The 17,986-nt window shown below is 71.2% G+C and carries 16 protein-coding genes and 1 tRNA gene; 7 read left to right on the plus strand and 10 right to left on the minus strand.

Features of this window, described 5'->3' with window-relative positions; all coding sequences use genetic code 11:
• Nucleotides 1-28: 28 nt before the first annotated feature.
• The 4 genes from Aiant_RS19625 to sp36 all read right to left on the minus strand — a co-directional run bounded on the left by Aiant_RS19625 (nt 29) and on the right by sp36 (nt 5,197).
• Nucleotides 29-3,637: an adenylate/guanylate cyclase domain-containing protein gene (locus tag Aiant_RS19625; RefSeq protein WP_189332266.1), complete on the minus strand. Its 3,609-nt coding sequence runs from the start codon at nt 3,635-3,637 to the stop codon at nt 29-31.
• Nucleotides 3,634-4,464 carry an MBL fold metallo-hydrolase gene (locus tag Aiant_RS19630; RefSeq protein ID WP_189332265.1) on the minus strand — a complete coding sequence of 277 codons (831 nt, stop codon included), beginning with the start codon at nt 4,462-4,464 and terminating at the stop codon, nt 3,634-3,636. Before Aiant_RS19630 ends, Aiant_RS19625 begins: the two co-directional genes overlap by 4 nt.
• A gap of 95 nt (nt 4,465-4,559) precedes the next feature.
• Nucleotides 4,560-5,045 carry a RidA family protein gene (locus Aiant_RS19635; RefSeq protein ID WP_189332264.1) on the minus strand — a complete coding sequence of 162 codons (486 nt, stop codon included), beginning with the start codon at nt 5,043-5,045 and terminating at the stop codon, nt 4,560-4,562.
• The gene (gene sp36, locus Aiant_RS19640) at nt 5,042-5,197 is read right to left on the minus strand and encodes a Sp36 family protein (protein ID WP_189332263.1); all 156 of its coding nucleotides are present in this window, start codon (nt 5,195-5,197) and stop codon (nt 5,042-5,044) included. Before sp36 ends, Aiant_RS19635 begins: the two co-directional genes overlap by 4 nt.
• Nucleotides 5,198-5,315: 118 nt before the next feature.
• On the opposite strand from sp36, the gene Aiant_RS19645 reads away from it, so the two are divergent.
• Genes Aiant_RS19645 through bagB form a run of 3 tightly spaced genes read left to right on the plus strand, consistent with a single transcriptional unit; the run spans nt 5,316 to nt 8,319 of the window.
• On the plus strand, nt 5,316-6,152 hold the full coding sequence (locus Aiant_RS19645) for an Rv0361 family membrane protein (RefSeq protein ID WP_189332262.1): 837 nt from the start codon (nt 5,316-5,318) through the stop codon (nt 6,150-6,152).
• A gap of 35 nt (nt 6,153-6,187) precedes the next feature.
• Entirely contained in the window at nt 6,188-7,141 is a 954-nt protein-coding gene (gene bagA / locus Aiant_RS19650) for an ATPase BagA (protein WP_189332261.1), read from the plus strand.
• A 47-nt stretch (nt 7,142-7,188) separates the two neighbouring features.
• Nucleotides 7,189-8,319, plus strand: coding sequence for an ArsA family ATPase (gene bagB / locus Aiant_RS19655; RefSeq protein WP_189332356.1), 1,131 nt, complete (start codon nt 7,189-7,191; stop codon nt 8,317-8,319).
• On the opposite strand, the gene Aiant_RS19660 is transcribed toward bagB, so the two are convergent.
• The gene (locus tag Aiant_RS19660) at nt 8,320-8,622 is read right to left on the minus strand and encodes a WhiB family transcriptional regulator (RefSeq protein ID WP_014695048.1); all 303 of its coding nucleotides are present in this window, start codon (nt 8,620-8,622) and stop codon (nt 8,320-8,322) included.
• A 332-nt stretch (nt 8,623-8,954) separates the two neighbouring features.
• On the opposite strand from Aiant_RS19660, the gene Aiant_RS19665 reads away from it, so the two are divergent.
• A complete protein-coding gene (locus Aiant_RS19665) occupies nt 8,955-11,357 on the plus strand; it encodes a transglycosylase domain-containing protein (RefSeq protein WP_189332260.1) in 2,403 nt (800 codons plus the stop codon).
• Nucleotides 11,358-11,419: 62 nt separating this feature from the next.
• On the opposite strand, the gene Aiant_RS19670 is transcribed toward Aiant_RS19665, so the two are convergent.
• Nucleotides 11,420-11,872: a GatB/YqeY domain-containing protein gene (locus Aiant_RS19670; protein WP_189332259.1), complete on the minus strand. Its 453-nt coding sequence runs from the start codon at nt 11,870-11,872 to the stop codon at nt 11,420-11,422.
• 25 nt (nt 11,873-11,897) lie between these two features.
• On the opposite strand from Aiant_RS19670, the gene Aiant_RS19675 reads away from it, so the two are divergent.
• Together Aiant_RS19675 and Aiant_RS19680 are read left to right on the plus strand one after the other, a co-directional pair.
• Nucleotides 11,898-12,791, plus strand: a complete 894-nt coding sequence (locus Aiant_RS19675; RefSeq protein WP_189332258.1) for a metallophosphoesterase — start codon at nt 11,898-11,900, stop codon at nt 12,789-12,791.
• Nucleotides 12,792-12,865: 74 nt separating this feature from the next.
• A tRNA-Pro gene (locus Aiant_RS19680) sits at nt 12,866-12,942 on the plus strand.
• Nucleotides 12,943-13,156: 214 nt separating this feature from the next.
• Here Aiant_RS19680 and Aiant_RS19685 read toward each other — a convergent pair.
• Entirely contained in the window at nt 13,157-13,453 is a 297-nt protein-coding gene (locus Aiant_RS19685; RefSeq protein ID WP_189332257.1) for a hypothetical protein, read from the minus strand.
• A 194-nt stretch (nt 13,454-13,647) separates the two neighbouring features.
• On the opposite strand from Aiant_RS19685, the gene pyrE reads away from it, so the two are divergent.
• Nucleotides 13,648-14,178 (plus strand): orotate phosphoribosyltransferase, encoded by a 531-nt coding sequence (gene pyrE / locus Aiant_RS19690; protein ID WP_189332256.1) that lies wholly within the window; start codon nt 13,648-13,650, stop codon nt 14,176-14,178.
• A gap of 589 nt (nt 14,179-14,767) precedes the next feature.
• On the opposite strand, the gene Aiant_RS19695 is transcribed toward pyrE, so the two are convergent.
• The 3 genes from Aiant_RS19695 to Aiant_RS19705 are packed head-to-tail and all read right to left on the minus strand — an operon-like array spanning nt 14,768 to nt 17,846.
• A complete protein-coding gene (locus Aiant_RS19695) occupies nt 14,768-15,520 on the minus strand; it encodes a hypothetical protein (RefSeq protein WP_189332255.1) in 753 nt (250 codons plus the stop codon).
• Entirely contained in the window at nt 15,517-16,572 is a 1,056-nt protein-coding gene (locus Aiant_RS19700; RefSeq protein WP_189332254.1) for an aspartate-semialdehyde dehydrogenase, read from the minus strand. The genes Aiant_RS19695 and Aiant_RS19700 overlap by 4 nt, the downstream gene beginning before the upstream one ends.
• 8 nt (nt 16,573-16,580) lie before the next feature.
• Complete coding sequence (locus Aiant_RS19705) at nt 16,581-17,846, minus strand: aspartate kinase (protein ID WP_189332253.1); 1,266 nt, start codon at nt 17,844-17,846, stop codon at nt 16,581-16,583.
• Nucleotides 17,847-17,986 lie beyond the last annotated feature (140 nt).

The raw sequence follows: 17,986 nt of genomic DNA on the forward strand, positions 1-17,986 counted from the left end.
TTAGAAAATACGCCAGGCATCGGGAAGATCATCCCGGCACGTCAGACGCGTAGGCGACAGTTTCCGCCGGAGCCGGTTCGACCCCGGTGATCGCCAGGGTGTCGCGCAGTTCCTCGGCGGCGGTCCGCTCGCTCGCCTGCTCGGTCGAGTGCGCCAATCGCACCGCCTCCTCGGCCGCCACCCGGGCCTCCACGCACCGGTCCGCGGCGGCCAGCACCCGGGCCCGGACCATGGCCGCGACCACCCCGCTGCGCACGTCCTCGGCCGGCACGTCGCGGGCCCGCTCGATCCAGGTCAGCGCGGACTCCACCCGGCCCTCGGCGAGCAGGGCCGACGCGTACGACGCCAGCGCGTGCCGCCGGGAGAACAGCAGCGACGGCGACGAGGTGTCACTCGCGATCGGCGCCAGCAGCCCGATCGCGGTGCTCGCGTCGCCCGCCCGGGTCCGCGCCTCGGCGAGCAGCACCCGCGGCCCGACCTGGGCCGGGGCCAGCGCGTTGTGCGGCTCGACCGCGGTCATCACCCGCCGGGCGTCGGCCTCGGCGGTGGCCAGGTCACCCCGCTGCAACGCGACGAACCCGTGCAGCGTGCCGGCCATCCCGAGCAGCAACGGGTGCCCGGTCTTGTCGGCGAACCAGAGCGCGTCGCCGAGCAGGTCGGCGGCGTGGTCGAACTCGCCCAGCCCGCGGGCGATCGCGCCGCGCACCACCATGGCGAGCCCGCAGCCCCAGTCGTCGGCGACCTCCTGGAACTCGCGATATGCCCGCCGCGCCTGGCTGTCGGCCGCGCCCAGGTCGCCCAGCTCGGCCGCGGCGTACGCCTCCACCACCCGCAGCGTCCCGACCGCCCAGCCCTCACCGACCCGGTCACCGAACGGCAGGAAGATCCGGGCCAGCCGGCGCGCCTCCTGCAATCGGCCGGCCAGCAGCCGGGCGAACGCCGTGGTGCCGCGCAGCCAGGACCGCCCGACCGGGTCGCCGAGCTCGGCGAAGAGCCGCGCGGCCCGCCCCAGCACCGCGTCGGTGCCGGCGAAGTCGCCCCGGGTGGTGGTCACCCAGGCGAGATTCTGCAAGGCCCAGGCCTGGCCGTGCCGGTCGCCGGCGGCCAGCGTCACCTGGTACGCCGCGGCGAACCGGCTGCTCGCCTGGCTCAGCTTGCCGTTCAGGAAGTCGGCCATGCCGAGCCGGCGCATCGCGTTCGCCCGCTCCGGCAGCAGCTGCGCCTCGGTGGCCACCTCCAGGGCCTCCTGCCAGGCGGCCACCGCGCGGCTGCCGTCGCCGAGCGCCTCGTAGGCCCGGCCGGACACGATCATCGCCTCGGCCCGGCACACCGGGTCGTCGACGGCTCGATCGGTGATCTTCTGGCCGTACGCCAGCGCCTCCTCGGCCCGCCCCAGCCGCAGCAGCGCCCGGGCCAGCACCAGCTGATCGGGCAGCGGCAGCTCGCCGCCGGCCAGCACGGTGGCCCGCTCGGCGTACTCGATGGCGGCGGCCGGCTCGATGTTGGCCAGCGCGCGCCGGGCCATCCGGCCGAGCGCGGCCACGGCGAGCCCGGCCACCTCGCGGACCGCGGCGTCGGGGCGCAGCCGGACCGCGTCGGCCAGCTCGATCGCCGCCTCGGCGTGGGCGGCCACGAAGGCGTCCCGATCGTTGTCGGTCAGGCTCAACCGGGTGGCGCCGTCCGGATATCTGCTGACCGTCTCCGGGGCCGCCCAGGTCGCCAGGTAGGCGTGCCGCTCGGCCAGGTCGGCCTTGCCGATCCCGGCATAGGCCGCCTCCCGCATCAGCGGGGTGGTGAACTGGAAACCGCCCCGGCTGCGGTGGATCATGCGGCGTTGCAGCAGCTCGTCGACGGCGCGTTCGAGCTCGGCGGCCGGGTCGGCGTCGCCCGGCGCCTCGGCCAGCGGACGGCGCTCGTGCAGCGCCTCGAGCACCCCGCTGGGCACCGTGGTGCCGGCCACCGAGGCGTCCCGCAGCACCGCGCGCGGCTCGGCGGAGAGCGCGTCGATACGCGCGGCGAGCACCGCGGCCAGGTCACGGGAGAGCAGCTGGCGGCCCAGCGAACCGGCCGCGAGCTGCCACTTGCCGGCCGCGTTGGCGCCCACCGCCGGGGTCAGCGCGCCCCGCTCCATCAGCAGGGTGACCATCTCGGCCAGGTAGAACGGGTTGCCCTGGGCGGTGGCGAGCAGCCGGTCGATGTCCGGCTGCGGCAGTTTCCCGCCGTTCAAGTACGACGTGAGCAGTCGCGCCGCGTCCGCCCCGCGCAACGGCGGCAGGGTGTGCACCTCGGCGTCGGCGAGATGGGTCAGCGCCCCGGCGGTACGCACCAGCTCCGGCCGGCCGAGCAGCAGCACCACCACCGGGCCCTCCAGGCTCGACAGCGTGCTGCCCAGCGCGTCGACCGTGGTGGCGGTGGCGTCGTGCAGGTCGTCGACGATCACCATCAGCGGGGCGGTGGTGGCCATCGCGTTCAGCAGGTCGGCGACGGCGACCGAGATCGCCTCGGCGTCCACCCGCTTGGCGCTCGGCGGCCAGTCGGCGGGCGCGGCCGGGCCACCCGGGTTGACCGGGGTCTCCCCGTAACCGAGCAGGACCAGCAGCCGGTCGGTGTCCAGCACGACGCCGAGCCGCTGGCCGACCTTGCGCAGCCGCTCCTCGACGACCGTGCGGCCGACCGTGGTGACCACGTCCTTGGGCAGGCCGGCGGCCTTGCGGACCAGGTCGGCCAGGGGCGCGTAGCGGCGCCGCTCGCCGAACGCGCGGCAGCGCACCCGCAGCACCCGGGCGCCGCCCGCCTGATAACCCGCGGCCAGCCGTTTCACCTCGCCGGCGAAGCGGGACTTGCCGATCCCGGCCTCCGCGGTCATCACCAGCACCCGGGGCGTGCCCGAGTCGATCGCCTCGGCCAGCCGCCCGGAGACCCGGCCCAGCTCGGCCTCCCGGCCCACGAACGGCGCCTCGTCGCCCAGGCCGGACCGGGTGCCCGGAGCATCGTGCAGGCCGAGCAGCTCGTAGGTCGGGACCGGCTCACGTTTGCCCTTGAGCCGCAGCGGGCGCAGCTGCCGCCAGGAGGCGACGTGCCGGGTGCCGTTACTGGTCCGCTCCCCGGCGTAGACCGTGCCGACCGCGGCGGCGTCGGCCAGCCGGGCGGCGGTGTTCACGGTGTCCCCGATGACGGTGTATTCGATGCCGGCCTGCATGCCGGCGACCACCTCACCGGTGTTCAGCCCGACCCGCAGGCCGAGCGGTGCGCCGCCGCCGCGCTCGTCGTCGAGCACCCGGCGGACCGCACGCTGCATGCTCAGCGCCGCCCGGACCGCCCGCTCGGCGTCGTCCTCGTGCGCCACCGGCGCGCCGAAGACCGCCATGATCCCGTCACCGGTCAGCTTGTCGACGTGCCCGCCGAACGTCTTGACCGCGCCGGCCAGCGCCGCGAGCACCCGGTCGGTGACCGCGCCGACCCGCTCCGGGTCGAGGTCCTCGGACCAGGAGGTGAAGTCGGAGAGGTCGCCGAAGAGCACGGTGACGATCCGCCGCTCGGCGGCGGGCAGCGCGGCGGCGGCCGGCAGGGCCGAGCCGCAGTGGTGGCAGAAGCGCGCACCGGGAACGGCGACGGTTCCGCACACGGGGCAGGTCACAGCCGGTCCAAACCGTCGGCCCCCGCCGCTGATTCCCGTTCCAGATGATCGATCTGGGCGGCCGCCGACCACTCCGCGGCGAACCGCACCCGCGGATCGATGTCCGGGTAGACCACGTCGACCACCGCCTCCGGTGTCCGCGCGCCGGCCGCCATCGCGGCCCTGACCTGCGCGAGCCGCTCCATCCGGTGACTCAGATATTCCCCGGCGAGGGCCGCGGTGTCGTGCCGGGCCGGTCCGTGGCCGGGCAGCATCAGGACATTTTCGTACGCCCGGAGCACCTCGAGACTAGCCAGGTAGGAACTCAGGTCCCCGTCCGGCGCGGCCACCACCGTGGTCCCGCGGCCCAGAATCGTGTCACCGGTGAACATCACGCGCTCGCCCTCACACTCGACGAGAAAGCACACCGAATCCCTGGTGTGCCCCGGAGTGTCCAGGACGTGTATTTCCAACCCGTTCCCACCGAGGCTCTCGTTGGGGTCCAACGGCTCACCGTGCAGGCAGTGAGCCGGGTCGGCGGCCAGGATCGCGGTGCCGCCGAGCAGCTCGGAGAGCCGCTCGGCGCCCTCGACGTGATCGTGATGACCGTGCGTGATCAGGATGAACTGGAACGGCCCGCGCTCGGCGATCCGGAGCAGGTGCTCCTCGTCCAGCGGTCCGGGATCGATCACCGTCCCGAACGCCGCGCCGGGCGCCCGCAAGATCCACGTGTTCGTGCCGTCGAGCGTCATCGGGCCCGGGTTGGGAGCACGTAGCAGCGACACCCAACCCGGCAGCCGGTCGACGGACGGATTTCCCGTGGCCGACGCGGGCTCAGCACCCCCCATGCCGAGAATCGTACGTCGCGATTCCATGGTGAGCCGAGACACGATGTCCGTTCCGGTCACCTTGGGTGATCAAACCCGGCCGAACCCGGCCAACCTCACTGCACTTCGGCGATCACGTCGACCTCGACCGGCGCGCCCAGCGGCAACTCGGCCACCCCGACCGCGCTGCGGGCGTGCCGCCCCTGCTCGCCGAGCACGTCGCCGAAGAGGTTGGACGCGCCGTTGATCACGGCCGGCTGACCGGTGAAGCCCGGCGCGGACGCCACGAAGCCGCCCACCTTGACGATCTTCACGAGCCGGCCCAGCCCGACCAGGCCCTCGATCGCGGCCAGCGCGTTCAGCGCGCAGATCTTGGCCAGCTCGGCGGCCTCCTCGGCGGTCACGTCGTCGCCGACCTTGCCGGTGCGCAGCAGCTTCCCGTCGACGATCGGCAGCTGGCCGGAGACGTAGACATAGTTGCCGGACTGCACGGCCGGCACGTAGGACGCCAGCGGCGGCACCACGGTCGGCAGGGTCAGGCCCAGCTCGGCCAGTTTCGCGTACGCGTCGACGCCGCCCTCCCCGGCGACCGGCGTGGTCACGACTTCGGCCGCTTCATGTAGGCGACCAACTGCTCGGGGTTGGGACCCGGCACTACCTGGACCAGCTCCCAGCCTTCCTCGCCCCAGTTGTCGAGGATCTGCTTGGTCGCGTGTACCAGCAGGGGCACGGTCACGTACTCCCACTTCTGCATGGCTCGGACACTCCTTAGTCGGGTACCGGCACAGCTTAGGGCTCTTCGTTCCTGACGGTTGGCTAGGCTGAGCCGGAAAAGCACGTACAGCGCACAAGCCATCGCGGAGGGTGACGTGATGCAGCTACCGCGGGACGGTGAGCCGGGCCATCCGGAGCCACCGCCGTCGCCCGATCCCGAGCCGCCGACCCCGATCCCGCCGGCCGAGCCGATCCCGGTGCCCGAGCCGCCGCACCGCGGGCGGCACGCCTCGCCCGACGAGACGCTCGCCCACGATCTGACCATGGAGCACCCCGTGGTGCCGGCCGCCGGCTGGCATCAGCCGCCGGCCCACGGCCCGTGGCACGCCCAGCACGAACGGCCCGGCGAGTGGCAGTACCCGCCGCCCGAGCACCTGGCGTGGGAGCACTCCCCGCCGGCCGAGGTGCAGCCGCCCGAGCCGGAGCCGATCTGGGTCAGCCGGCCGGGCGACACCGAGTCCTGGCAGGTGCCGCGGCGCCTCGGGGCGGCCGCCTCGCGCCGCTCCTCGCTCTTCGTCTCGCTGGCGCTGGCCGCCACCCTGGCGCTCTGCGGCGGCGGCGCGGTCTCGGCGTACTTGCTGTACCGGGACGCCGACAACCCCGGCTCGCCGGACCCGGCCACCGCGGTAAACCGGTTCCTCACCGCGGTCTACACCCAGCAGGACGCCGGCGCCGCCGAGGACCTGGTGTGCCGCAAGTCTCGGGACGAGACCCGCCTCACCGACCGGGTGCAGCAGATCCGCAGCTACGCCGACGGCTACGAGGGCGCCGTGTTCCGCTGGGACGACCCGGCAGTGACCAGCAGCGACGAGGGTGAGGCCGAGGTCGGCGTGCGGGTGGTGATGTCCACCGAGGACGAGAAGGCGGCCGCGCAGGATCTCCAGTTCACCGTGGTGCGCAAGAGCGGCTGGCTGGTCTGCGAAGTCTCCGGCTGACCAACCGTTTTTCCAAAAGCCGTAACGTGGGAGACATGGGCGAGCATCACGGCAACTGGCCGGAGCGATTGCACATCGTGACCGGTAAGGGCGGCACCGGTAAGACGAGCGTCGCGGCCGCTCTCGCGCTGGGCCTGGCCGCCGGTGGCCGCCGCACGCTGCTGGTCGAGGTGGAGGGCCGGCAGGGCATCGCCCAGCTGTTCGGCGTCGACCCGCTGCCGTATTCGGAGCGCCGGATCACCACGACCACCGGGGGCGGCGAGGTCCGCGCCCTGCCGGTCGACCCCGAGGAGGCCCTCCTCGAATACCTGGACATGTTCTACAAGCTCGGCGCCGCCGGCCGGATGCTGCGCAAGGTCGGCGCCATCGACTTCGCCACCACGATCGCGCCGGGCCTGCGCGACGTGCTGCTCACCGGCAAGGTCAAGGAGGCCACCACCCGCTCGTCGGACGGCCGCCGGACCTACGACGCGGTGATCCTGGACGCCCCGCCCACCGGCCGGATCGGCCGCTTCCTGAACGTGACGGCGGAGACCGCCAAGCTGGCCAAGATGGGCCCGATCAAGACCCAGAGCGACGGGGTGTCCTCGCTGCTGCGCTCGCCGATGACCACGGTGCACGTGGTCACCCTGCTCGAGGAGATGCCGGTGCAGGAGACGCTCGACGCGATCGACGAGCTGCGCGAGCTGGGCATCCCGGTCGGCCGGATCATCCTGAACGGCGCCCGGCCGCCGCTGCTGGCCGGCGGCAAGGTGACCAAGGCGGAGATCAAGCGGGGCCTGGTCGCGGCCGGCCTGCCCGCCGCGCCGGCCACCGTCGGCCGGCTGGCCGCCGAGGCGCAGGCGCACCTGACCCGGCGCGAGCTGGAGGAGTCGCTGCGGCACGACCTGACCGAGCGGGGCCGCCCGATGGTCGAGCTGCCGCAGTTGCCCGACGGTATGGACCGGGCTGGGTTGGATGTCCTCGCCAGTCGTCTGATGAGTGTTTGATCACCCCACGTCCGATCAAGTCCCCTTACTCTGGAGTAGTGGTTGATGTGACCGCTCCACGGCTCGACATCGACGGTCTGCTGGCCGACCCGGCCATCCGGATCGTGGTGTGCTGCGGCTCCGGCGGGGTCGGCAAGACCACCACCGCCGCCGCGCTCGGGTTGCGGGCCGCCGAGGTGCACGGCCGTCGCACGGTGGTGCTGACCATCGACCCGGCCCGCCGGCTGGCCCAGTCGATGGGCCTCACCGAGCTGGACAACACCCCGCGCCAGGTCAAGGGCATCGACGCCGGCACGTCCGGCGGCGAGCTGCACGCCATGATGCTGGACATGAAGCGCACCTTCGACGAGGTGGTCGAGCAGCACACCACGCCGAAACGCGCCGCGGAGATCTTCGCGAACCCGTTCTACCAGGCCATGAGCTCGACCTTCGCCGGCACCCAGGAGTACATGGCGATGGAGAAGCTGGGCCAGCTGCGGGCCGGCGACCAGTGGGACCTGATCATCGTGGACACCCCGCCGTCGCGTTCCGCGCTCGACTTCCTGGACGCCCCGGCCCGGCTCTCCCGATTCCTCGACGGCCGGATGCTGCGGATGCTGCTGGCCCCGGCGCGGGCCGGCGGCAAGAGCATGTTCAGCCTGGTCACCGCGTCGTTCGGGCTGTTCTCCCGGGCGGTGCAGAAAATCCTCGGCGCGCAGCTGCTCACCGACCTGTCCGGCTTCGTCGCGGCGCTGGACTCGATGTTCGGCGGTTTCCGGCAGCGCGCCGATCAGACGTACCGGATCCTGCAGGACCCGCAGACCGCGTTCCTGCTGGTCGCCGCCCCGGAGAAGGACGCGATCCGGGAGGCCGCCTATTTCGCCGAGCGGCTGGTGACCGAGCGGATGCCGCTGAGCGGCCTGGTGCTGAACCGGATGCACGAGAGCGAGCCGGCCGGCCTGTCCGCCGAGGAGAGCCTGGCGGCGGCCGAGCGCCTGGACGCGGCCGGCGACCAGCCGATCACCGCCGACGTGCTGCGGATCCACGCCGGGCTGCTGCGGCAGGCCGAGCGGGAGATCCGGGTCGCGGCCGGTTTCACCGAGGCGTTCCCGCAGGTGCCGACGACCTCGGTCGCAGCACAGCCCGCCGACGTCCACGACGTCGACGGGCTGCGAACGATCGGCGCGTTGCTCGCCTGATCAGCGGGTGGAGACCAGCACCTTGTCGGCGCCCTTCTCCTTCAGAGCGGCTTCGAACATCTTCCGCCAGCTCGCCACGTGCGGGTGGCGACGCAGCAGTGCCCGCCGCTCCCGTTCCGTCATGCCTCCCCAGACGCCGAACTCGATCCGGTTGTCCAGAGCATCCGCGAGGCATTCGTAGCGGACCGGGCAGCTGCGGCAGATCCTTTTCGCCACGTTCTGCTCGGCGCCCTGCACGAACAACGCGTCAGGGTCGCCACTCTGACACGCCGCCATGCTGGGCCAGTCGCTGATCATCCCCATTGGTAAACGTCCCCCCTTGCTTTTCACCCCCGGACGTCGGTGCGGCAGCCCATGTCCCCCATTGCCGCGCAGACGTCATGCGAGATGTCTCGCCGGACCATCATGCTCTGTAGTTGGGTGATTACGCAACGTTGTCCCTCAAATACGTATAGCCCGGTAGTTCCGGGCAAAGCGGCCGGGGAAGCGTGGCCGAACGGGGGTATCTTTGGTGCAGATGTGGGAAATCACCCCGCCGACCCGGGTGACAAGTCACCCTGGAACGGACCAGGACGGCCTTCTCGACGGGCGGTCGCGTGCGTCGTTCGCGTATCCTGCCTCGGGTGACCTCCTGGATGCGCAGACGCGATCACAACATATTCACGAACGCGACATCGCTGCTCGTTTGTGGCCTGCTGGCCGGTGTCGTGGTGGCCGCGGCCGCCTTCCCCGCGGCGGCGATGTCCGGTCTCGCGGCAAAGGCCGGTGGCGAGACGTTCGCGAATCTGCCCAGTGAGCTCAAAGACTTCAGTTCGCCGCAGCTCACCCGGGTCTTCGCCGCTGACGGGCGGACCCCGCTGTCGACGTTCTACGACGAGTTCCGCAGCGACGTCCCGCTCAAGGACATCTCGCCCTTCATGCAGAAGGCGATCATCGCTGCCGAGGACCGCAAGTTCTACGAGCACAACGGCGTCGACCTCAAGGGCGTGGCGCGTGCCTTCGTGAGCAACAACCAGGGCGGCCCCCAGCAGGGCGCCTCGACCCTGACGATGCAGTACGTGCGGATGTCGCTGGCCTATTCGGCGACCAACCCGCGAGAGGTGATCAACGCCACCAAGGACACCCCGAAGCGCAAGATCACCGAGATGAAGTACGCGCTCCAGGTCGAGAAGCAGCTCTCCAAGGAGCAGATCCTCGAGCGCTACCTGAACATCGCGCCCTTCGGCAACCAGGCGTACGGCGTCTACGCGGCCAGCCAGGTCTACTTCAACAAGAAGCCGAAGGACCTGAGCATCGCCGAGTCGGCCATGCTCGCCGGCATGGTCAAGGCCCCGACCAGCTTCAACCCGACCACCAAGACCGGTCACGAGCAGATCCTGGCCCGGCGCAACAACTACATCATCCCGGGCATGGTCGCGATGAACGCGATCACCCAGGCGGATGCCGACAAGGCCATCAAGGTGGCGATCCCGACCAAGGTCAAGCCGATCGGCAACGGCTGCGTCTCGGTGTCGAAGAACAGCTGGGGCTTCTTCTGCGACTACTTCTACCGCTGGTGGATGAGCCAGGAGGCGTTCGGCGCGACGACGTACGACCGGGAGCGGCGGCTGAAGAGCGGCGGCTACAAGGTGATCACCACGCTCGACCTGCCCGGCCAGGCCGCGGCCCGGTCGCGGATCCTCGACCAGACCTCGGACAACAGCCGTAACGCGCTGCTGCTGGCCGGCATCGAGCCGGGCACCGGCAAGGTCCGGGTGCTCGCCGCCAACCGGAAGTACGCGCTGGACGACCCGGATCACCCGACCAACAAGATCTCCTCGGACCCGAGGAAGGCGAAGAAGAAGATCCGCGGGTCGTACCCGAAGACCACCAACCCGCTGCTCACCGGTGGCGGGGACATCAAGGGCTACCAGGCCGGCTCGGTGTTCAAGATGTTCACCATGGTCGCCGCCCTGGAGTCGGGCCTGCCGCTGAGCTTCCCGATCAACACCAAGCCGACGTATCACTCGAAGTACAAGGCCGGTTACGGCACGCCGTCGTCCTGCCCCGGCTCGGACGACTGGTGCCCGAGCAACGCCAGCAAGAAGGAGGCCGGCGTCTTCAACATGTGGACCGGCTTCGGCGCCTCGGTGAACACCTACTTCGTCCCGCTCGAGGAGAAGGTCGGCGCGCAGAACGTGGTGGCCGTGGCCAAGCGGTTCGGCGTCCAGTTCCGCGAGAAGGAGGACGCGGACCGGGCCAACGACGAGGACCAGGCGGCCGGCTGGGGCGCGTTCACCCTGGGCGTCATGCAGTCCACCCCGCTGGACATGGCGAACGCGTACGCGACGCTGGCCGGTGACGGCAAGTACTGCGAGCCGACCCCGATCGAGCAGATCACCACCAAGGACGGCGAGAAGATCGACGTCGGCAAGCCGCACTGCATCCAGGCCACCACCAAGGACGTGGCCCGGGCGGCGCTGGACGCGACCCGCTGCCCGCTCGGTGACTCGGCGCAGATGGGCAGCTGCGGCGGCCACGCCACCGCCGGGGACACCCACGGCATCGTCGACCACCCGGTGTTCGGCAAGACCGGTACCACCGACGCCAGCCGGACCGCCTCGCTGATCGCCGGCACCACGAAACTGGTGATCGCCGGTTACCTGGTCAACCCGGACTGGCAGGACCACAGCGACCACATGGACCACTTCCCGGTCAACAAGGCCGTGCAGTGGACCCTGCACGACTACATGAAGGGCAAGCCCAAGGTCCAGTTCAAGACCACGTCGAACGACAAGATCTCGATCGGTGACCTGCGCAACGTCCCGGACGTGACGTGCAGCTCGCTCTCCGCCGCCGAGGACCGCATCTCCGGCGCCGGCTTCGAGCCGGTGATCGGCGGCAAGGTCGAGTCGGACTGCCCGGAGGGCACCGCCGCCGGCACCGCGGTCTCCCGGACCGTCAAGGGCGGCGCCGTCGAGATCCAGGTCAGCCTCGGCAAGAAGCAACCGCAGCCGGGCACGACGGAGACGAAGAAACCCAAGCCCGGCCGACGATAGTCAGCCGGAAAACGAAGCGGGCGGGAGAGCACCTCTCCCGCCCGTTCTTCGTATCCGGGGCCTCAGCCCAGCTGGCGGCGCACCTCGGCGGCCACCCGGCCACCCTCGGCCCGGCCCGCCACGGCCGCCTGGGCCGCCTTCATGGCCGGGCCCATCTGCGCCTTGCCGGTGAACCCGCCGGCCGCCAGCGCCTGAGCGACGATCTCGGCGATCTCCGCGTCGGTGAGCTGTTTCGGCAGGTAGCGGTCGAGAACCTCGCCCTCGGCAGTTTCCTTCGCCGCCTGCGCGTCCCGGCCCGCCCCGGCGAACGCGGCCGCCGCGTCCCGCCGCTTCTTCGCCTCCTTGGTCAGCACCGCCAGCACCTCGTCGTCGGAGAAGTCCCGCTCCTCGTCGCCGGTGGTCTCGGCGGTGCGCACCGCGGCCAGCGCCAGGCGCAGCGTGGAGGTGGTCAGCTCGTCCCGGGCCTTCATCGCGGCGTGCAGGTCATCGTTCAGGCGGTCTTTCAGCGTTCCCATGGACGGAGAAACTACCCTTGCCGTCATGCGTAAGCGCTCCCTTATTTCCGCCGCCGCCGCGCTGGCCGCCGTGGGCGGCGCCACGTTCGCCTATGCCTCGCTCATCGAGCGGAACATGTTCACCCTCCGCCGCTTCGACGTGCCGGTGCTGGACCCGGACGCGGAGCCGTTGCGCATCCTGCATCTGTCCGATCTGCACATGATGCCGGACCAGCGCCGCAAGCAGGAGTGGGTGGCCGGGCTGATCGGCACCGACCCGGACCTGGTGATCGTCACCGGCGACAACATGGCCTCGCCGGACGCCGTACCCGGCGTGCTGCGCGCGCTGGAGCCGCTGCTCGACCTGCCCGGCGCGTTCGTCTTCGGCTCCAACGACTACCGCGGCCCGGTCTGGAAGAACCCGCTGCAATATCTGCTGCCCGACCGGGAGTACGTGCAGGGCGCCGACCTGCCCGCCGAGGACCTGCGCGCCGCGTTCACCGACTCCGGCTGGGCCGATCTGAACAACGCCCGCACCGTCCTCAAGGCCGGCGGCCGCTCGATCGAGCTGGCCGGGGTGGACGACCCGCACGTCGAGCGGGACGATTACGCCGCCGTGGCCGGGCCGATCAGCGACGGCGTCGACCTGCATCTCGGGGTGACCCACACGCCGGCCTCCCGGGTGCTGGACGCGATGGCGGCGGACGGCTTCGAGTTGCTGCTGGCCGGGCACACGCACGGCGGGCAGGTGTGCGTGCCGGGCTACGGCGCGCTGACCACCAACTGCGACCTGCCGACCCGGATGGCCAAGGGGCTGCACCGCTGGCCCGGCTCGGACGCCCTCCTGCACGTCTCGGCCGGATTGGGCACCCACCCGACCGCACCGATCCGTTTCGCCTGCCGGCCGGAGGCCTCGGTGCTCACGTTGATTCCGCGCTGACCTGGGGAAACACTGCGAGGGGGTCCCGGATTTCGAGCCTGCGCGCCGGTCCGCTAGTATTCTTCTCGCAGCAACGGGGTGTGGCGCAGTTTGGTAGCGCGCTACGTTCGGGACGTAGAGGCCGTGGGTTCAAATCCCGCCACCCCGACCAGCTTGCCGAAAGGCCCGGTTTCCGGAAACGGAAGCCGGGCCTTTCGCTGTGCCGCCCACGGCTGACGCGGGTGACCGCCGATGATCAGAAAGGCCCGCCGCGGGCGCTGAGCGGGCCGGAGAGCCGTTCGATCACGGATTCAGGGGTGACTGCACGCCCGCTGACAGAGGGCGGCTCACGTCACGGACAGCGGCGCCGCCGGAGGGGCGGCCGCTCAGACCGCGAACTGCGGGCGGACCGGCACCCCGGCCACCGCCGGCCCGACCGGACGCGGGGACATCTGCTGCGGCACGCAGTATGGTCCCAGCATCGTCTCGACCACCGGGGCGATCGTCTGCCGGTCGCCGAGCTGCATCAGCCGGGTGGCGCGGGCCAGTGACCCGGTCTCGCCGTCGCGGAATCCCTCCCGATATCCGCGCTCGTACCGCTCCCCCCGGCCGAAGGCCCGACCGAGCGCGAAGCACGTCGATCCGGCCAGGGCGAGCAGGAAGAGCATGGCGAAGGGTGTCACAGCGATGTTCCTTCCGGGCACAAGCCGCTAATTAGGCGAAAACTACCCCAAACAGACATAGAATGCCGTATTGCGGAGATCAAGTACGCCAACGGGTGACGATCACGTAGCCGCGCGTCGCGACATCGAGCAATCCGGCCGGAGACCGGGGTGGCCGCACATCGCCGAACCACCGCCTGACAAGCTGGGACCTTGTGACTGACTCCATCGACCTCGCCCGCCAGGTCCGCACCGTGAGCCGCCTCACCGGCGAGTTCACGCTGCGCTCCGGCCGCATCGCCAACGAATACTTCGACAAGTACCAGTTCGAGGCCGACCCGGTCCTGCTCGACCAGTTGGCCGAGCGGCTCGCCGTGCTGATCCCGGAGGGCACCGAGGTGCTGGCCGGCCTCGAGATGGGCGGGATCGCCGTGGTCACCGCGCTGGCCCGGCACGCCGGTCTGCCCACCGCGTTCGTCCGCAAGGAGGCGAAGAAGTACGGCACCGCCCGCCTCGCCGAGGGCGCCGAGGTGGCCGGCCGCCGCGTGCTGGTCGTCGAGGACGTGGTCACCAGCGGCGGTCAGGTGGTCATCTCCACCGGCGAGCTGCGCAAGCTGGGCGCGCACGTGGACCACGCGCTCTGCGTGATCGACCGCCAGGAGGGCGGGACGCAGGCGCTCGCCGACGCGGGCATCACGCTGCGTGCCCTGCTCACCAGGGCGGATCTGGACGCGGCAGCTTCCTGATCAGGCAGCCACGTCCCAGCGCTTGAAGATCACATTCAAGATCTTCAGGTACGCGGGTCCGCGCGGGTGCGGATCGCATGCTCCCGCGCGGGCCGGGCCCGGCGATCTGGCCGCTGGCGCGTCCAGGGCGATCGCCGGCCCCTTCACTGTCCGCGGATGGTTCCGGAGATCAAACCCCAGCTGGTCCTCAGCGCCCTATCCCCTTCTTGAATAGGGCCGTCAGGGCCAGCCGGGCACTTCTCGGCTGGGCCTCAGCGCCCTGGGCTGACGTGGGATCGGGCCAAGCCGCTTGACGCCCCTGGCGCATCGGATGTCTTCACTGTCCGCGGGTGGTTCCGGAGATCAAAACCCGGCTGGTCCTCAGCGCCCTATCCCGTTCCTGGATAGGGCTACCGGGGCCAGCCGGACTCTCCCGGCTGGTCCTCAGCGCCCTATCTCTTTCCTGGATAGGGCCGTCAGGGCCAGCCGGATACTCCTCGGCTGGGCCTCAGCGCCCTGGGCGGACGCGGGATCGGGCCAAGCCGCTTGACGCCCCTGGACATGGGATGTCTTCACTGTCCGTGGATGGTTCCGGAGATCACAACCCGGGTCAGGCGAGGGCGGAGCGCAGCACGTGCACCGCGCGGGCGAGCGTCTCCCGGAGCACGGCAAGCTCGCGCGGCGTCCACACCGGCTGGTACTCCTGGAGGCCGTACACCCAGGGCACCTGGTTCGCCATCAGCTTGTCGTAACAGGTGTCCCGCAGCCCGCCCCGCTGGACGAACGGCTGCCCCGTCGAACGGGCCACGTCGATGCCCAGGTTCCACAGGTTCAGCGCGCTCTCGGCCGGGACGGCGAGACGCTTACCGCGTACCCAATCCTGAGCCGGCCCCAAGTCGGCCGCGACCGGGCCGTCGTCCTCCACGTCGGAGTCCGGCGCGCAACCGGCATCGCCGCAGCCGCAACCGGCGGCGTCAGAACCGCAGGGACCGGCGTCAGAACCGCAGGGACCGGCGCCGGAACCGCAGGCAGCGGCGTCGCCGGAACCGCAGGCACAGGCGTCGTCGCCGGAGGCCGCGGCGTGGGAGATGGCGGGAGCGGGTGCGGCCGGCGCCAGGGCCTTGAGGGTCAGTACCGGGAACATCGCCTCGCACGCCGCCGCCGACTCGAAGGTCAGCAGCCGGCCGCCCCGGACCGCCACGCAGTCCTCGCCGTCCAGGTCCGGCCCCCACCAGAGCCACCGCTCGACCCCGTCGAAGACGATGCCCGCCGGTTCGCCGAACAGCGGCCCGGCGTCGAAACGCGGCCCGGCCGGCGAGGCGGTGGTGGAAAGTGCGGTGGAACCGGGGTGGATCGTGGTCACTTACTGAGCTCCGCGGCAAGTAGTTCGGCGGTCTGGACGGTGTTGAGGGCGGCGCCCTTGCGCATGTTGTCGCCGGTGACGAAGAAGTCCAAGGCGCGCGGGTCGTCCATCGCGCGGCGGATCCGGCCGACCCAGGACGGGTCGGTGCCGACCGCGTCGATCGGCATCGGGAACTCGCCGGCCTCCGGGTCGTCGACCAGGATCACGCCGGGCGCGTTGCGCAGCACCTGGCGGGCGCCGTCCGCGGTCACCTCGGCGGCGAAGACCGCGTGCACGGCGACCGAGTGGCCGGTCACCACCGGGACCCGGACGCAGGTCGCGGAGACCTTGAGGACCGGCAGGCCGAGAATCTTGCGGCTCTCGTTGCGGAGCTTGAGCTCCTCGGAGGACCAGCCGAGCGGGCCCGCGACGCCGGACCAGGGCACCACGTTGAGCGCCAGCGGGGCCGGGAACGGGCCGAGATCGTCACCGACCGCCTGCCGCACGTTGCCCGGGCGGGAGCCGAGCAGCCGGTCGCCGGCCACCTTGGTCAACTGGTCGTGCAGGGTGTCCACGCCGACCTGGCCGACCCCGGAAGCGGCCTGGTAGGAGGCCAGCACCAGCTCACGGAGGCCGTACTCGTAGTGCAGCGGGGCGACCGCCATGATCATCGCGGCGACCGTGCAGTTGGCGCTGGACACGATGCCGCGCGGGCGGTGGGCGAGCACCTCGTCGTTGACCTCGGGGACCACCAGCGGGACCTCCGGATCCATCCGGAAGACCGCGGAGTTGTCGACCACGACGGCGCCCCGGGACACCGCGATCGGCACCCAGTGCGTCGCCACGTCGTCGGGCACGTCGAACATCGCCACGTCGACGCCGTCGAACGCCTCGGGGGTCAGGTCCCGCACCGGCAGGGTCTCCCCGCGGCAGAGCAGCGACTTGCCCGCCGAGCGCGACGAGGCGATCAAGCGGATCTCGCCCCAGACGTCGCGCCGGGACGAGAGCAGGTCGAGCATGACGGTCCCGACGGAACCGGTGGCTCCGACGACGGCGAGGGTGGGCCGCGCCATCGGTCGGCTTACCGGCCGGTACCGCCGTAGACGACGGCCTCCTCCGAGCCACCCAGCTCGAACTGGTCGTGGACGGCGCGGACCGCGGTGTCCAGGTCGGTGTCGCGGCACACCACGGACACCCGGATCTCCGAGGTGGAGATCATCTCGATGTTGACGCCGGCCTCACCGATGCAGGCGAAGAAGGAGGCCGCGACACCCGGGTGCGAGCGCATGCCGGCGCCGATCAGCGACACCTTGCCGACGTGGTCGTCGAAGAGCAGGCTCTTGAACTTGATCTGGTCCTTGATCTTGTCGAGCGCACCCATCGCGGTCGGCCCGTCCGCCTTGGGCAGGGTGAACGAGATGTCGGTGCGGCCGGTGCCCTCGGTCGACACGTTCTGCACGATCATGTCGATGTTGATCTCGGCCTGGGCGACGGTCTCGAAGATCCGGCCGGCCGCGCCGGGCTCGTCGGGCACGCCGACGATCGTGATCTTCGCTTCGCTGCGGTCGTGAGCGACCCCGGTGATCAGTGCCTGTTCCACGTCGGGGTCCTCCATCGAGCCGGTGACGAGCGTGCCTTCTTTGTTCGAGTACGAAGAGCGTACGTGGATCGGCACCTTGAACCGGCGCGCGTACTCCACGCATCGCAACATCAGCACCTTCGCCCCGCCGGCGGCCAGCTCGAGCATCTCCTCGTAGGTGATCTTCTTGATGTGCTGGGCGTCCGGGACGATCCGCGGGTCGGCGGTGAACACGCCGTCCACGTCGGTGTAGATCTCGCAGACGTCGGCGTGCAGCGCCGCCGCCAGGGCGACCGCGGTGGTGTCCGAGCCGCCGCGGCCGAGGGTGGTGATGTCCTTGGTGTCCTGCGACACGCCCTGGAAGCCGGCGACGATGGCGATGGCGCCCTCGTCCAGCGCGGTCCGCAGGCGGCCGGGGGTGACGTCGATGATCCGGGCCTTGCCGTGCGTCGAGGTCGTCAGCACGCCGGCCTGCGAGCCGGTGTACGACCGGGCCTCGTAGCCCAGGTTGTGGATCGCCATGGCGAGCAGCGCCATCGAGATCCGCTCGCCGGAGGTGAGCAGCATGTCCAGCTCACGGCCGGGCGGCAGCGGGCTCACCTGGTTGGCCAGGTCCATCAGCTCGTCGGTGGTGTCGCCCATCGCGGAGACGACCACGACCACGTCGTCGCCGGCCTTGCGGGCGGCCACGATGCGCTCGGCCACGCGCTTGATGCGCTCGGCGTTCGCCACCGACGAGCCACCGTATTTCTGCACGACAAGAGCCACGGCCAACCAATCCTCTCAGGGCAATCCGCCACCACCCTAGCCGCGCGAGGCCGCGGCCTCGACAGACGATCCCAGAATCCGGCCGTTCCGGCGCGACACGCCGGGCCGCGGCGACCGGCGTGTCGGGTGCTACGGGCGGT

This window comes from Actinoplanes ianthinogenes (genome assembly GCF_018324205.1).
Classification (GTDB): domain Bacteria; phylum Actinomycetota; class Actinomycetes; order Mycobacteriales; family Micromonosporaceae; genus Actinoplanes; species Actinoplanes ianthinogenes.

What these genes read in the sequence shown, in the direction of transcription:
- Aiant_RS19630 (WP_189332265.1), bottom strand. Translation starts at nt 4,464, where the DNA reads ATGGGGGGTGCTGAGCCCGCGTCGGCCACGGGAAATCCGTCCGTCGAC.
- sp36 (WP_189332263.1), bottom strand. Translation starts at nt 5,197, where the DNA reads ATGCAGAAGTGGGAGTACGTGACCGTGCCCCTGCTGGTACACGCGACC.
- Aiant_RS19645 (WP_189332262.1), top strand. Translation starts at nt 5,316, where the DNA reads ATGCAGCTACCGCGGGACGGTGAGCCGGGCCATCCGGAGCCACCGCCG.
- bagA (WP_189332261.1), top strand. Translation starts at nt 6,188, where the DNA reads ATGGGCGAGCATCACGGCAACTGGCCGGAGCGATTGCACATCGTGACC.
- Aiant_RS19660 (WP_014695048.1), bottom strand. Translation starts at nt 8,622, where the DNA reads ATGGGGATGATCAGCGACTGGCCCAGCATGGCGGCGTGTCAGAGTGGC.
- Aiant_RS19665 (WP_189332260.1), top strand. Translation starts at nt 8,955, where the DNA reads ATGCGCAGACGCGATCACAACATATTCACGAACGCGACATCGCTGCTC.
- Aiant_RS19670 (WP_189332259.1), bottom strand. Translation starts at nt 11,872, where the DNA reads ATGGGAACGCTGAAAGACCGCCTGAACGATGACCTGCACGCCGCGATG.
- Aiant_RS19675 (WP_189332258.1), top strand. Translation starts at nt 11,898, where the DNA reads ATGCGTAAGCGCTCCCTTATTTCCGCCGCCGCCGCGCTGGCCGCCGTG.
- Aiant_RS19700 (WP_189332254.1), bottom strand. Translation starts at nt 16,572, where the DNA reads ATGGCGCGGCCCACCCTCGCCGTCGTCGGAGCCACCGGTTCCGTCGGG.